This window comes from Pseudomonas sp. NPDC096925 (assembly GCF_044762545.1).
GTDB lineage: Bacteria > Pseudomonadota > Gammaproteobacteria > Pseudomonadales > Pseudomonadaceae > Aquipseudomonas.
The window spans coordinates 1-15,657 of the sequence record NZ_JBIWEM010000019.1; the positions used below are offsets into that span (position 1 = coordinate 1).

Below are 15,657 nucleotides of genomic sequence, written 5' to 3' on the forward strand. Positions count from 1 at the left end.
TTGTCGAACTCAACGACTGCCGAACCGAAAACTTCGGAGCAGACGCGAGTCAGAGCTGCGGTCAGAGTGGTCTTACCGTGGTCAACGTGGCCGATGGTGCCGACGTTAACGTGGGGAAGGGAACGATCAAATTTTTCTTTAGCCACGACAGTGAACCTCTTGCCTAAAGGGGATTAGCCTTGTTTTTTAACGAGTGCTTCGACGATGTTCGACGGAGCTTCGGCGTATTTGGAGAATTCCATGGAGTAGCTTGCGCGACCCTGAGACATGGAACGAACGTCGGTTGCGTAACCGAACATCTCTCCGAGCGGAACTTCAGCGCGGACGACACGGCCAGAGACCGACTCATCCATACCCTGGACCAGACCACGACGACGGTTCAGGTCACCCATCACGTCACCCAGGTAGTCTTCCGGGGTTACAACTTCGACCTTCATGATCGGCTCGAGAACCACGCCACCGCCCTTCTGGGCCAGTTGCTTGGTTGCCATCGAAGCGGCGATCTTGAACGCCATTTCGTTGGAGTCGACGTCGTGGTACGAACCATCGAATACCGCGGCCTTCAGGCCGATCAGAGGATAACCGGCAACAACGCCGTTTTTCATCTGCTCTTCGATACCCTTCTGGATCGCAGGGATGTATTCCTTAGGAATTACACCACCAACGACTTCGTTGGAGAACACCAGACCTTCGGTGATGTTGCCCTTGTCGTCCTGCTCTGGCTCCGAGAAACGGATCCAGCAGTGACCGAACTGACCACGACCGCCCGACTGGCGAACGAACTTGCCTTCGATCTCGACACCGGACTTGGTGATCTTCTCGCGGTACGAAACCTGCGGCTTGCCGATGTTGGCCTCAACGTTGAATTCACGCTTCATGCGGTCAACGATGATGTCCAGGTGCAGCTCACCCATACCGGAGATGATGGTCTGGCCAGTCTCTTCGTCGGTCTTGACGCGGAACGACGGGTCTTCCTGAGCCAGTTTGCCCAGAGCGATACCCATCTTTTCCTGGTCCTGCTTGGTCTTCGGCTCGACAGACAGCGAAATCACTGGCTCCGGGAAGTCCATGCGCTCAAGGATGATTGGCTTGTCAGCGTCGCACAGGGTTTCACCAGTGGTAACGTCCTTCATGCCGATCAGGGCCGCGATGTCGCCAGCGCGCACTTCCTTGATCTCTTCACGCTGGTTGGCGTGCATCTGCACCATACGACCAACGCGCTCTTTCTTGCCTTTGACCGAGTTGATGACCGAGTCACCAGAGGTCAGAACGCCCGAGTAAACGCGAACGAAGGTCAGGGTACCTACGAACGGGTCGGTAGCGATCTTGAACGCCAGGGCCGAGAACGGCTCTGCGTCGTCAGCGTGACGCTCGTCCTGCTGCGCTTCGGTGATTTCATCCTTCGGCACTTCGGCCAGATCAGGGTGGATACCCTTGATCGCAGGAATCTCGGTCGGAGCAGGCAGGAAGTCGATAACGGCGTCGAGAACCAGGGGAACGCCCTTGTTCTTGAACGACGAACCGCAGACAGCCGGAACGATCTCGCTGGCCAGGGTACGCGCGCGCAGACCGGCCTTGATGTCTTCGACGGACAGGTCACCTTCTTCAAGGTACTTGTTCATCAGCTCTTCGTTGGCTTCGGCGGCAGCTTCAACCATGTTGTTGCGCCATTCGTTAGCCAGGTCGACCATATCCGCAGGAATTTCTTCCTCGCGGTAGGTGGTGCCCTTGTCGTCTTCGTTCCAGTAGATGGCTTTCATCTTGATCAGGTCAACCTGACCCTGGAAGTCGTCTTCTGCACCGATAGCCAGCTGGACCGGAACCGGGGTGTGACCCAGGCGGTTCTTGATCTGGCCGACAACGCGCAGGAAGTTGGCACCAGCACGGTCCATCTTGTTCACGTAAACAACACGTGGAACGCCGTACTTGTTGGCCTGACGCCATACGGTTTCGGACTGCGGCTCAACGCCGGAGGTACCGCAGAACACAACGACCGCGCCGTCGAGTACACGCAGCGAACGCTCTACTTCAATGGTGAAGTCAACGTGGCCGGGGGTATCGATGACGTTTACGCGGTAGTTGTCATACTGACCACGGGAACCTTTCCAGAAGGTGGTAACGGCAGCGGAGGTAATGGTGATACCGCGCTCCTGCTCCTGCACCATCCAGTCGGTGGTCGCGGCGCCGTCGTGCACCTCGCCCATCTTGTGGCTCAGACCTGTGTAGAACAGGATCCGCTCGGTAGTGGTAGTCTTGCCCGCGTCAACGTGGGCGCAGATACCGATGTTACGGTAGCGGTTAATTGCTGTAGTACGAGCCATAAAGCCCTCGCAAAATGATTGATGCTTGAATTAGAAGCGGTAGTGCGAGAACGCTTTGTTGGCCTCGGCCATACGGTGCACGTCTTCACGCTTCTTGACTGCAGCACCCTTGCCTTCAGCAGCATCCAGCAGCTCGCCGGCCAGGCGCAGAGCCATCGACTTCTCGCCGCGCTTGCGGGCGTAGTCTACGAGCCAGCGCATTGCCAGAGCGTTACGACGGGATGGACGAACTTCAACCGGAACCTGGTAAGTGGCACCGCCGACACGACGGGACTTAACTTCGACCAGCGGAGCGATGGCGTCGAGAGCTTTCTCGAAGATTTCCAGGGGGTCGCTGTTCTTGCGTGCTTTGACGGTATCCAGGGCACCGTAAACGATGCGCTCGGCTACAGCCTTCTTGCCGCTTTCCATCACGTGGTTCATGAACTTGGCGAGAATCTGGGATCCGTACTTCGGATCGTCAAGGATCTCACGTTTTGCTGCTACACGACGTCTTGGCATGATAAGCCCTCAAACGGTCTTCAGGTTAGCCCGGGACCAGGTCTTTCGACCCCTGCCCGACCTTACTCTTATCGACTCAAATAAATGGATGTCTGCAAACGACCGATTACTTCGGACGCTTGGTACCGTACTTCGAACGACCCTGGTTACGGCCTTTAACGCCCGAAGTATCCAGAGAGCCGCGAACGGTGTGGTAACGAACACCTGGCAAGTCTTTTACACGGCCGCCACGGATCAGGACGACGCTGTGCTCTTGCAGGTTGTGGCCTTCACCACCGATGTACGAGGAAACCTCGAAACCGTTGGTCAGACGCACACGGCATACTTTACGCAGTGCCGAGTTAGGTTTTTTCGGCGTGGTGGTGTACACGCGGGTGCACACGCCACGACGCTGCGGGCAGTTCTGCAGCGCAGGAACGTCGGACTTCTCGACCGAACGCTTACGCGGCTGACGTACCAGCTGGTTGATAGTTGCCATCTACTAGCTCCACTGATTGTCTTGCGACTCTATTGTCTTGCAAGAAAGCCAAAAATTGGCGAGACGGAGCCTCACCAAATTTAAGGGTACAAAAGTCTAAAGAGGATCTTGCACCCAGTCAAGACGAGGCCCCGGCCCTCCCCGTCCGATCATCGGCAACATTTCATGTCATCGATGACCGTTCGGGGCTTGCCGGGGCCCTGCCCTGTACTTAGTTACCGCTGGAATTCAGCGCTTCGGTCAGTGCGGCTTCCACCTCACTGGCGCTCACACGCAGCGGTTTGTCGGCATCACGGCGACGCTTGCGCTCGCTGTGGTAGGCCAGACCAGTACCGGCCGGGATCAGACGACCCACGACCACGTTCTCTTTCAGGCCGCGCAGGTAGTCGCGCTTGCCGGTTACCGCCGCTTCGGTCAGTACGCGGGTGGTTTCCTGGAAGGAAGCCGCGGAGATGAACGACTCGGTCGACAGCGACGCCTTGGTGATACCCAGCAGCACGCGGGTGAACTTGGAGACGAACTTGTCCTCGGCGGCGAGACGCTCGTTCTCTACCAGTACCTGGGTCAGTTCCATCTGGTCGCCCTTGATGAAGCTGGAATCGCCCGACTCGGAGATCTCGACCTTGCGCAGCATCTGACGCAGGATGGTCTCGATGTGCTTGTCGTTGATCTTAACGCCTTGCAGACGGTAAACGTCCTGGATCTCGTTGACGATGTACTTCGCCAGCGCGCTCACACCCAGCAGACGCAGGATGTCGTGCGGATCGCTCGGGCCGTCGGAGATAACTTCGCCGCGGTTTACCTGTTCGCCTTCGAAGACGTTCAGGTGGCGCCACTTCGGAATCAGCTCTTCGTACGGATCGCTACCGTCGGTCGGGGTGATGACCAGACGACGCTTGCCCTTGGTCTCCTTACCGAACGCGATGGTGCCGCTGACTTCAGCCAGAATCGAGGCTTCTTTCGGACGGCGCGCTTCGAACAGGTCGGCAACGCGCGGCAGACCACCGGTGATGTCACGGGTCTTCGACGTTTCTTGCGGGATACGCGCGATAACGTCACCAACACCGATCTGGGCACCGTCAGCCACACCGACGAGGGCGTTGGCCGGCAGGAAGTACTGGGCAGGTACGTCGGTACCTGGCAGGTACAGGTCCTTGCCAGAAGCGTCGACCATCTTGATCGCCGGACGGATTTCCTTACCAGCGGCAGGGCGATCCTTGACGTCCAGAACTTCAATGTTGGTCAAACCGGTCAATTCGTCGGTCTGACGCTTGATGGTGATGCCTTCTTCCATGCCCACGAAGGTCACGGTACCTTTCAGTTCGGTAACGATCGGGTGGGTGTGCGGGTCCCACTTGGCGACGATGGCGCCAGCTTCGACCTTGTCACCTTCCTTGACCGAAATCACCGCACCGTAAGGCAGCTTGTAGCGCTCACGCTCACGACCGAACTCGTCGGCAATGGCCAACTCGCCCGAACGCGATACGGCAACAAGGTTGCCATCAGCACGCTCTACCTGCTTCAGGTTGTGCAGACGCACCATACCGCCGTTCTTCACCTGGACGCTGTCGGCAGCCGAGGTACGGCTCGCAGCACCACCGATGTGGAACGTACGCATGGTCAGCTGGGTACCCGGCTCACCGATCGACTGGGCAGCGATAACGCCGACAGCTTCACCGATGTTCACCTGGTGACCGCGAGCCAGGTCACGACCGTAGCACTTGGCGCAGATGCCGTAGCGGGTTTCGCAGTTGATCGGCGAACGCACGACCACTTCGTCGATGCTGTTCAGCTCGATGAACTCGACCCACTTCTCGTCAACCAGGGTACCGGCCGGAACGATGACGTCCTCGGTGCCTGGCTTGAACACGTCACGGGCGATGACACGACCCAGTACACGCTCACCCAGCGGCTCTACAACGTCGCCGCCTTCGATGTGCGGGGTCATCAGCAGGCCCTGGTCGGTGCCGCAGTCGATCTCGGTAACCACCAGATCCTGGGCAACGTCTACCAGACGACGAGTCAGGTAACCGGAGTTCGCAGTCTTCAGTGCGGTATCCGCCAGACCCTTACGAGCACCGTGGGTCGAAATGAAGTACTGCAGAACGCTCAGACCTTCACGGAAGTTCGCGGTGATCGGCGTCTCGATGATGGAGCCGTCCGGCTTGGCCATCAGGCCACGCATACCGGCCAGCTGACGGATCTGGGCTGCCGAACCACGCGCACCAGAGTCAGCCATCATGTACATCGAGTTGAAGGACTCTTGCTCGACTTCCTTGCCTTCGCGGTCGATGACCTTCTCTTTCGAGAGGTTGGCCATCATCGCCTTGGACACTTCGTCGTTCGCCTTCGACCACAAGTCGATGACCTTGTTGTACTTCTCGCCCTGGGTTACCAGGCCGGAGGCGTACTGACTCTCGATTTCCTTCACTTCGTCGGTAGCGGTACCGATGATGCGGGCTTTCTCGTCCGGGATAACGAAGTCGTTAACACCGATGGAAACGCCGGAAATGGTCGAGTAAGCGAAACCGGTGTACATCAGCTGGTCAGCGAAGATAACGGTCTCTTTCAGACCAACCACGCGGTAGCACTGGTTGATCAGCTTGGAGATCGCCTTCTTCTTCATCGGCTGGTTGACCACGTCGTACGGCAGGCCTGCCGGTACAACCTGGAACAGCAGCGCACGGCCGACGGTGGTGTCGACGATGCGGGTGTTCTTGACCACGGAACCGTCACGCTCTTTCACGGTTTCGTTGATACGAACCTTGATTTTCGCGTGCAGGGCAGCCTCGCCGGCGCGGAATACGCGGTCGACTTCCTGCAGGTCGGCGAACACGCGACCTTCGCCCTTGGCGTTGATGGCTTCACGGGTCATGTAGTACAGACCCAGTACCACGTCCTGCGACGGAACGATGATTGGCTCACCGTTGGCTGGCGACAGGATGTTGTTGGTCGACATCATCAGCGCGCGCGCTTCGAGCTGGGCTTCCAGGGTCAGCGGCACGTGAACGGCCATCTGGTCACCGTCGAAGTCGGCGTTGTACGCGGCACAGACCAGCGGGTGCAGCTGGATAGCCTTACCTTCGATCAGAACCGGTTCAAAGGCCTGGATACCCAGACGGTGCAGGGTCGGTGCACGGTTGAGCAGCACGGGGTGTTCGCGGATCACCTCGGCGAGCACGTCCCACACCTCTGGCAGCTCGCGCTCGACCATCTTCTTGGCAGCCTTGATGGTGGTCGCCAGACCACGCATTTCCAGCTTGCCGAAAATGAACGGCTTGAACAGCTCGAGGGCCATCTTCTTCGGCAGACCGCACTGGTGCAGACGCAGGGTCGGGCCTACGGTAATTACCGAACGGCCGGAGTAGTCCACACGCTTACCGAGCAGGTTCTGACGGAAGCGACCTTGCTTACCTTTGATCATGTCGGCCAGGGACTTCAGCGGACGCTTGTTCGAGCCAGTGATGGCGCGACCGCGACGGCCGTTGTCCAGCAGGGCGTCGACCGCTTCCTGCAGCATGCGCTTTTCGTTGCGCACGATGATGTCCGGCGCCGACAGATCCAGCAGGCGCTTCAGACGGTTGTTACGGTTGATCACCCGACGATACAGGTCGTTCAGGTCGGAGGTCGCGAAGCGGCCACCATCCAGCGGAACCAGCGGACGCAGGTCCGGCGGCAGCACTGGCAGGACGGTCAGGACCATCCACTCAGGCAGGTTGCCCGAGCCCTGGAACGCTTCCATCAGCTTCAGGCGCTTGGACAGCTTCTTGATCTTGGTTTCCGAGTTGGTCTGCGGAATTTCTTCGCGCAGGCGACCGATCTCGTGCTCCAGGTCGATAGCATGCAGCAGCTCGCGAACAGCCTCGGCACCCATGCGGGCGTCGAAGTCGTCACCGAACTCTTCCAGCGCTTCGAAGTACTGCTCGTCGTTCAGCAGCTGGCCCTTTTCCAGGGTGGTCATGCCCGGATCGATAACGACGTAGCTCTCGAAGTAGAGCACGCGCTCGATGTCACGCAGGGTCATGTCCATCAGCAGGCCGATACGGGACGGCAGCGATTTCAGGAACCAGATGTGGGCAACCGGCGAGGCCAGCTCGATGTGCGCCATGCGCTCACGACGAACTTTTGCCAGGGCAACTTCAACGCCGCACTTCTCGCAGATCACGCCGCGGTGCTTGAGGCGCTTGTACTTGCCGCACAGGCACTCGTAGTCCTTGACTGGGCCAAAGATCTTGGCGCAGAACAGGCCGTCACGCTCAGGCTTGAACGTACGGTAGTTGATGGTTTCCGGCTTCTTAACTTCACCGAACGACCACGAACGGATCATTTCAGGCGACGCCAGACCGATGCGGATGGCGTCGAACTCTTCGACTTGACCCTGGTTTTTCAGCAAATTCAGTAGGTCTTTCAAGGCCTTTCCTCCTGGCGGAGCAGGGAGCGGGCATTACCTGCCCCACTCCCCTTCGCGTCACGTGTTATTCGGTTTCCAGATCGATATCGATACCGAGCGAACGGATCTCTTTGATCAACACGTTGAAGGACTCGGGCATGCCCGGCTCCATACGGTGATCGCCATCCACGATGTTCTTGTACATCTTGGTACGGCCGTTCACGTCGTCCGACTTCACTGTGAGCATTTCTTGCAGGGTGTATGCCGCGCCGTATGCTTCCAGCGCCCACACTTCCATCTCCCCGAAACGCTGACCACCGAACTGCGCCTTACCACCCAGCGGCTGCTGGGTAACCAGGCTGTAGGAACCAGTGGAACGCGCGTGCATCTTGTCGTCCACCAAGTGGTTCAGCTTGAGCATGTACATGTAACCAACGGTCACAGGACGCTCGAACTTGTTGCCGGTACGGCCATCGAACAGCACCATCTGGCCGCTCTCTGGCAGGTCGGCCAGCTTCAGCATGGCCTTGATCTCGCGCTCCTTGGCACCGTCGAAGACCGGGGTAGCCATTGGCACGCCCTTCTTCAGGTTGTGGGCCAGGGCCAGGATCTCTTCGTCGGTGAACTCGTCCAGGTTTTCCTGGCGACCGCCGATCTCGTTGTAGACCTCGGTCAGGAACACGCGCAGTTCAGCGGCCTTGCGCTGCTCTTCGATCATGCGGTCGATCTTCTCGCCCAAGCCCTTGGCCGCCAGGCCCAGGTGGGTTTCGAGGATCTGACCGACGTTCATACGCGAAGGTACACCCAGCGGGTTCAGTACGACATCGACCGGAGTACCGTTGGCGTCGTGCGGCATGTCTTCGACCGGCATGATTACCGAGACAACACCCTTGTTACCGTGACGACCGGCCATCTTGTCACCCGGCTGGATGCGACGGCGGATTGCCAGGTAGACCTTGACGATCTTCAGTACGCCCGGTGCCAGGTCATCGCCCTGCTGCAGCTTGCGCTTCTTGTCTTCGAACTTGTCGTCCAGCAGACGGCGACGATCGACGATGTACTGCTGAGCCTTTTCCAGCTGCTCGTTCAGTGCATCTTCGGCCATGCGCAGTTTGAACCACTGGCCGTGCTCCAGACCGTCCAGCACTTCGTCAGTGATCACGGTGCCTTTCTTCAGGCCCGCGCCACCGTCGACCACCTGGCCGTTCAGGGCAGAACGCAGACGCTCGAAGGTTGCACCTTCGACGATGCGGAACTCTTCGTTGAGGTCCTTGCGGATCTCGTCCAGCTGCATCTTCTCGATGGCCAGGGCGCGACTGTCGCGCTCGACGCCATCACGGGTGAAGACCTGTACGTCGATGACGGTACCCTTGGTGCCGGTTGGCACGCGCAGGGAGGTGTCCTTAACGTCGCTGGCCTTCTCACCGAAGATTGCGCGCAGCAGTTTTTCTTCCGGAGTCAGCTGGGTTTCGCCTTTTGGCGTTACCTTGCCGACCAGGATGTCGCCAGCGCCGACTTCGGCACCCACGTAGACGATACCGGCTTCGTCCAGCTTGTTCAGTGCGGCTTCACCCACGTTCGGGATGTCCGCAGTGATTTCCTCTGGGCCAAGCTTGGTGTCACGCGCCACACAGGTCAGTTCCTGGATGTGGATGGTGGTGAAGCGGTCTTCCTGGACCACACGCTCGGACAGGCAGATGGAGTCTTCGAAGTTGAAGCCGTTCCACGCCATGAACGCGATGCGCATGTTCTGACCCAGTGCCAGTTCACCCATGTCGGTGGACGGGCCGTCGGCCATGATGTCGCCACGCTGAACCTTGTCACCCTTGCTCACCAGCGGACGCTGGTTGATGCAGGTGTTCTGGTTCGAACGGGTGTACTTGGTCAGGTTGTAGATATCCACACCTGCTTCGCCGGTTTCCACTTCGTCGTCGGCAACGCGAACAACGATACGGCTGGCGTCGACCGAGTCGATCACACCACCGCGGCGAGCAACCACGCAGACACCGGAGTCACGGGCAACGTTGCGCTCCATGCCGGTACCTACCAGCGGCTTGTCGGCGCGCAGGGTCGGTACAGCCTGACGCTGCATGTTCGAACCCATCAATGCACGGTTGGCGTCGTCGTGCTCGAGGAACGGAATCAGCGACGCAGCGACGGAAACAACCTGCTTCGGCGAAACGTCCATCAGGGTGACGTCTTCCGGCGCCTTGACGGTGAATTCGTTCAGGTGACGAACAGCTACCAGCTCATCGATCAGCTGCTTCTTCTCGTTCATCGCGGCCGAAGCCTGGGCGATGACGTGATCCGCTTCTTCAATAGCCGACAGGAACACGATGTCGTCGCTGACCACGCCTTCCTTCACCACGCGGTACGGGCTTTCCAGGAAGCCGTACTGGTTGGTGCGGGCATAGGCTGCCAGGGAGTTGATCAGACCGATGTTCGGACCTTCAGGGGTCTCGATCGGGCACACACGGCCGTAGTGGGTCGGGTGTACGTCACGGACTTCGAAGCCGGCACGCTCACGGGTCAGACCGCCTGGGCCGAGTGCGGAGACGCGGCGCTTGTGGGTGATCTCGGAGAGCGGGTTGTTCTGGTCCATGAACTGGGACAGCTGGCTGGAGCCGAAGAACTCTTTCACCGCCGCCGCAACCGGCTTGGCGTTGATCAGGTCTTGCGGCATCAGGCCTTCGCTTTCCGCCATCGACAGGCGTTCCTTGACCGCGCGCTCGACACGCACCAGGCCAACGCGGAACTGGTTCTCGGCCATCTCGCCGACGCAACGTACGCGACGGTTACCCAGGTGGTCGATGTCGTCGACGATGCCTTTGCCGTTACGGATGTCGACCAGGGTCTTCAGAACCTCGACGATATCTTCCTTGCTCAGCACGCCCGAACCTTCGATCTCGGTACGACCGATACGACGGTTGAACTTCATGCGGCCAACGGCGGACAGGTCGTAACGCTCGGCGCTGAAGAACAGGTTGTTGAACAGGGTCTCGGCAGCATCCTTGGTTGGCGGCTCGCCAGGACGCATCATGCGGTAGATCTCGACCAGGGCTTCCAGCTGGTTGCTGGTGGTGTCGATCTTCAGGGTATCGGAGATGAACGGACCGCAATCGATGTCGTTGGTGTACAGGGTCTCGATACGGACGACCTGTGCCTTGGCGACCTTGATCAGCAGTTCGGTGGTCATCTCGGTGTTGCATTCGGCCAGGATCTCGCCGGTAGCCGGATGCACGATGGCCTTGGCGGTAGTGCGGCCCAGGACGTATTCCATAGGAACGTCCAGCTGCTTGACGCCGGCCTTCTCGAGCTGGTTGATGTGGCGCGCGGTAATACGGCGGCCCTGCTCGACGATGACTTTACCGGTTTCGTCATGGATATCCATGACCGCAACCTCACCACGCAGACGCTGCGGCACCAGTTCCAGGCTGAGTTTCTCGCCGGAAATGTGGAAGACGTTGGTGGTGTAGAAGGTGTTCAGCACTTCTTCAGTGCTGTAACCCAGCGCACGCAGCAGCACCGAGGCCGGCAGTTTGCGGCGACGGTCGATACGTACGAACACGCAGTCCTTCGGGTCGAACTCGAAGTCCAGCCACGAACCGCGGTAAGGGATGATGCGAGCGGAGTACAGCAGCTTGCCGGAGCTGTGAGTCTTGCCACGGTCGTGGTCGAAGAACACACCAGGCGAACGGTGCAGCTGGGAAACGATCACACGCTCGGTACCGTTGATTACGAAGGTACCGTTCTCAGTCATCAGGGGGATTTCACCCATGTAGACTTCTTGCTCTTTGATGTCCTTGATCGCTTTGTTCGACGATTCCTTGTCGAAGATGATCAGGCGCACCTTGACCCGCAGTGGGACCGCGAAGGTCACGCCACGCAGGACACATTCCTTCACATCGAAGGCGGGTTCGCCCAGGCGATAGCCTACGTACTCCAGGGCAGCATTGCCGGAGTAGCTGATGATCGGAAATACCGATTTGAAGGCCGCGTGCAGGCCGACGTCGCGGAACTGATCCTTGGATGCTCCCGCTTGCAGGAATTCGCGATACGAATCCAGCTGGATGGCCAGGAGGTAAGGCACATCCATGACGTCCGGCAACTTGCTAAAGTCCTTGCGGATACGTTTTTTCTCAGTGTATGAGTAAGCCATCAGCGTTCCCCAGCTTGGTCACCTGCTTGTTTGGCTTCTCCCGGCGGGAGCAGCCAGAAAATCGTGCAAACCCCTTGGTTTGCGCCACCCACATGGGTGTCTTGCAGCTTGTTATCGGGGCCGGCCTGACCGGCCACCAATAACGGAAAAAGGCCGGTGGCATAAGCCACCAGCCATCAGCCCTTCGCTCAACGCTCGGACTGGAGTCGCAAGGTCGAGATTACTTCAGCTCGACTTTAGCGCCAGCTTCTTCCAGCTTCTTCTTCGCGTCTTCAGCGGCTTCTTTCGAAACGCCTTCAGCGATAACCTGAGGAGCGCCGTCGACTTTCTCTTTGGCTTCTTTCAGGCCCAGACCGGTCAGTTCACGAACGGCCTTGATCACGTTTACTTTCTTGTCGCCAGCTTCGGTCAGAACGACGTTGAACTCGGTCTGCTCTTCAGCAGCAGCGGCAGCAACAGCTGGGCCAGCGGCAACAGCGGCAGCAGCGGTAACGCCGAAGGTTTCTTCCATCGCTTTGATCAGTTCAACAATTTCCAGAACAGTTTTCTGGCCGATCGCTTCGATGATTTGTTCGTTAGTCAGAGACATGACTTAAATCCTGTATTGGGGTGACAGCCTACGCAGCCATCAAATTAAACGTATGATTTTGAAAGAGGTGCGCGCGCCTTAGGCAGCAGCAGCTTCTTTCTGGTCGCGCAGAGCTGCCAGGGTACGAGCCAGCTTGCTGGTTGCACCTTGGATCACGCTCATCAGCTGTGCGATAGCCTCGTCGCGAGTTGGCAGGGTTGCCAGCACGTCGATCTGGTTAGCGGCAAGGAACTTGCCGTCAAACGCAGCTGCCTTGATCTCGAACTTGTCCTGACCCTTGGCGAACTCTTTGAACAGACGAGCAGCAGCGCCCGGGTGTTCGTTGGAGAAAGCAATCAGGGTCGGGCCTTTGAACGCGTCGTTGAGGATCGAGAATTCGGTGCCTTCAACAGCGCGCTTCAGCAGGGTGTTACGTACGACACGTACGTAAACGCCAGCTTCGCGGGCCTCTTTACGGAGTCCGGTCATTGCGCCTACAGTCACACCACGGGCATCAGCCACGACAGCGGACAGAGCGACTTTGGCAGCCTCGTTGACTTCAGCGACGATGGCCTTCTTGTCTTCGAGTTTAATTGCCACGGGTTTACTCCTGGTTTCTACCGTTTCATCTGGCCGAAGCCGGATGTCGTTTTGGTGTCTGATTCGGTAACGAATCGGGAGCACCATCTGCGTGGGCTGGTGTTTTAAGGCTTGCGCCGCCTACGGTCTTGGATAGCCCCCGCCAGGCAGGGACCCCAATTTTTGCTGGTGGCGCGACAGGTCGCGCCACCAAGTTCTTACACGTTCAGCGAGCTCTGATCGATGACCAGACCTGGGCCCATGGTGGTGCTCAGGGTAACGCGCTTGACGTAGATACCTTTCGAGGAAGCTGGCTTGATACGCTTCAGATCAGCGATCAGGGCTTCAACGTTTTCCTTCAGCTTGCCAGCTTCGAAGCCGACCTTGCCAACGGAGGTGTGGATGATACCGTTCTTGTCGGTACGGTAGCGAACCTGACCAGCCTTGGCGTTCTTGACGGCGCCGGCTACGTCTGGGGTCACGGTACCAACTTTCGGGTTAGGCATCAGGCCGCGAGGACCCAGAACCTGACCCAGCTGACCTACGACACGCATGGCATCAGGCGATGCGATGACGACGTCATAGTTCAGGTCGCCGCCTTTCATTTCGGCAGCCAGATCGTCCATACCTACGCGGTCAGCGCCGGCAGCCAGAGCGGCTTCAGCAGCTGGGCCCTGGGTGAAGACGGCAACGCGAACGGTCTTGCCAGTGCCGTGTGGCAGCACAGTAGCGCTACGTACGACCTGGTCGGATTTACGCGGGTCAACACCGAGGTTAACGGCGATGTCGTAGGACTCTACGAACTTGGCAGCCGGCAGCGAAGCCAGCAGAGTGGCCGCTTCTTCGAAGTTGTAGGCCTTGCCTGCTTCGATTTTCTCGGCGATTGCCTTTTGGCGTTTGGTCAGCTTAGCCATTACACACCCTCCACGTTCAGGCCCATGCTGCGGGCAGAGCCAGCGATGGTGCGTACAGCAGCGTCCAGGTCAGCGGCAGTCAGGTCAGCCTGTTTGGCTTTCGCGATGTCTTCCAGCTGAGCACGGGTAACGGTACCGACTTTAACGGTGTTCGGACGAGCCGAACCACTGGTCAGGCCAGCAGCTTTCTTCAGCAGAACCGAGGCAGGGGTGCTCTTGGTCTCGAAGGTGAAGCTACGGTCGCTGTAGACAGTGATGATCACAGGAGTCGGCAGACCGGCTTCTTGACCCTGGGTACGGGCGTTGAAGGCCTTGCAGAATTCCATGATGTTCACACCGTGTTGACCCAGTGCTGGACCAACGGGTGGGCTTGGGTTGGCCTGGCCGGCCTTAACTTGCAGCTTGATGTAAGCCTGAATCTTCTTAGCCATGAGCTACTCCAATATCGGGTACGAACGCCTGATGGCTCCCCGGATGACTTGCGTTTTATCCCAGTGACGACAAAACCCCGCAGCACACTGGGCTGCGGGGTATGGGATGCTTTGTCCGCCTAGACCTTTTCGACCTGGCTGAACTCGAGCTCCACCGGAGTAGAGCGACCGAAAATGAGTACCGCCACCTGCAGGCGACTCTTTTCGTAGTTAACCTCTTCGACACTACCATTGAAGTCAGCGAACGGACCGTCAATGACTCGAACCACTTCACCCGGCTCGAACAGCGTCTTCGGCTTCGGCTTGTCGCTACCGTCAGCAACGCGACGCAGGATAGCCTCAGCTTCTTTATCGGTGATCGGCGCAGGCTTGTCTGCAGTACCGCCAATAAAGCCCATCACACGAGGGGTGTCCTTGACCAAGTGCCAAGTCCCTTCGTTCATCTCCATCTGGACCAGTACATAGCCAGGGAAGAATTTACGCTCACTCTTGCGCTTCTGGCCGTTGCGCATTTCGACGACTTCTTCGGTCGGGACCAGGATCTCGCCGAAATCGTCTTCCATGCCAGCCAGCTTGACGCGCTCGATCAGGGAGCGCATTACATGCTTCTCGTAACCCGAGTAAGCATGCACAACATACCAACGCTTAGCCACGGGACACCTTTAGCCAACGATCAAGGAGACCGCCCAGCCGAGCAGGGAATCAAGACCCCACAGCAGCAGTGCCATAACCAGCACGACAGCCACGACAATCAGCGTGGTCTGGGTGGTTTCCTGGCGGGTCGGCCACACGACTTTACGAATCTCGGTACGAGCTTCCTTCGCCAGCGCAAAGAACGACTTGCCCTTCGCAGTCTGCAGAGCTACAAAGCCCGCGACAGCAGCCAGGACGAGAAGTGCGAGGACGCGATACAGGATCGGGGAGGCGGAGTAATACTGATTACCCACTACGCCGACAACCACCAAAGCCACTACAGCCAGCCACTTGAACAGATCAAAACGCGATTCTTGGGCTTCAGTTTTGGGAGTCATCGAGGAGGATCCTGTGAGAAGAAAGCCATCACACCGAGGTGAAATGGCAGGTCAGGAGGGAATCGAACCCCCAACCTACGGTTTTGGAGACCGTCGCTCTGCCAATTGAGCTACTGACCTGTAACGCTGTATCAGGCCGGCCATTATACCGGCCTGATCAAGTAAATCAACTACTTATTCAATAATTTTTGCTACGACGCCGGCGCCGACGGTACGACCGCCTTCACGGATAGCGAAGCGCAGACCGTCTTCCATTGCGATGGTCTTGATCAGGGTGACAGTCAT

12 protein-coding genes, 1 tRNA gene and 1 pseudogene are annotated in these 15,657 nt (G+C 58.4%); all 14 read right to left on the reverse strand.

Translation table 11 applies throughout. The features are described 5' to 3' along the window. The coding region (locus ACIQYU_RS26250; RefSeq protein ID WP_232895364.1) for a GTP-binding protein at positions 1-146 on the reverse strand (146 nt) is incomplete at its 3' end. A gap of 27 nt (positions 147-173) precedes the next feature. After that, positions 174-2,321, reverse strand: a complete 2,148-nt coding sequence (gene fusA, locus ACIQYU_RS26255) for an elongation factor G (protein WP_061551336.1) — start codon at positions 2,319-2,321, stop codon at positions 174-176. Positions 2,322-2,351: 30 nt separating this feature from the next. Further along, on the reverse strand, positions 2,352-2,822 hold the full coding sequence (rpsG, locus tag ACIQYU_RS26260; RefSeq protein WP_003246741.1) for a 30S ribosomal protein S7: 471 nt from the start codon (positions 2,820-2,822) through the stop codon (positions 2,352-2,354). A 106-nt stretch (positions 2,823-2,928) separates the two neighbouring features. Beyond that, positions 2,929-3,300: a 30S ribosomal protein S12 gene (gene rpsL / locus ACIQYU_RS26265; RefSeq protein ID WP_003255492.1), complete on the reverse strand. Its 372-nt coding sequence runs from the start codon at positions 3,298-3,300 to the stop codon at positions 2,929-2,931. Positions 3,301-3,511: 211 nt separating this feature from the next. Beyond that, positions 3,512-7,711: a DNA-directed RNA polymerase subunit beta' gene (gene rpoC / locus ACIQYU_RS26270; RefSeq protein ID WP_063911036.1), complete on the reverse strand. Its 4,200-nt coding sequence runs from the start codon at positions 7,709-7,711 to the stop codon at positions 3,512-3,514. 64 nt (positions 7,712-7,775) lie between these two features. Beyond that, positions 7,776-11,849: a DNA-directed RNA polymerase subunit beta gene (gene rpoB / locus ACIQYU_RS26275; RefSeq protein ID WP_013970631.1), complete on the reverse strand. Its 4,074-nt coding sequence runs from the start codon at positions 11,847-11,849 to the stop codon at positions 7,776-7,778. Positions 11,850-12,069: 220 nt separating this feature from the next. Then, complete coding sequence (gene rplL, locus ACIQYU_RS26280; RefSeq protein WP_011531883.1) at positions 12,070-12,438, reverse strand: 50S ribosomal protein L7/L12; 369 nt, start codon at positions 12,436-12,438, stop codon at positions 12,070-12,072. 78 nt (positions 12,439-12,516) lie between these two features. After that, a complete protein-coding gene (gene rplJ, locus ACIQYU_RS26285; protein ID WP_003257082.1) occupies positions 12,517-13,017 on the reverse strand; it encodes a 50S ribosomal protein L10 in 501 nt (166 codons plus the stop codon). Between the two features lie 197 nt (positions 13,018-13,214). Continuing rightward, positions 13,215-13,910, reverse strand: coding sequence for a 50S ribosomal protein L1 (rplA, locus tag ACIQYU_RS26290; RefSeq protein ID WP_013970629.1), 696 nt, complete (start codon positions 13,908-13,910; stop codon positions 13,215-13,217). Beyond that, the gene (gene rplK, locus ACIQYU_RS26295; protein WP_003255500.1) at positions 13,910-14,341 is read right to left on the reverse strand and encodes a 50S ribosomal protein L11; all 432 of its coding nucleotides are present in this window, start codon (positions 14,339-14,341) and stop codon (positions 13,910-13,912) included. Before rplK ends, rplA begins: the two co-directional genes overlap by 1 nt. Positions 14,342-14,460: 119 nt before the next feature. After that, positions 14,461-14,994 (reverse strand): transcription termination/antitermination protein NusG, encoded by a 534-nt coding sequence (nusG, locus tag ACIQYU_RS26300; protein WP_207832719.1) that lies wholly within the window; start codon positions 14,992-14,994, stop codon positions 14,461-14,463. A gap of 9 nt (positions 14,995-15,003) precedes the next feature. After that, complete coding sequence (gene secE, locus ACIQYU_RS26305; RefSeq protein ID WP_003257081.1) at positions 15,004-15,372, reverse strand: preprotein translocase subunit SecE; 369 nt, start codon at positions 15,370-15,372, stop codon at positions 15,004-15,006. 44 nt (positions 15,373-15,416) lie between these two features. Beyond that, positions 15,417-15,492: transfer RNA gene (locus ACIQYU_RS26310), tRNA-Trp, on the reverse strand. A gap of 54 nt (positions 15,493-15,546) precedes the next feature. After that, a pseudogene (locus tag ACIQYU_RS26315) lies at positions 15,547-15,657 on the reverse strand (elongation factor Tu); the annotation flags it as partial.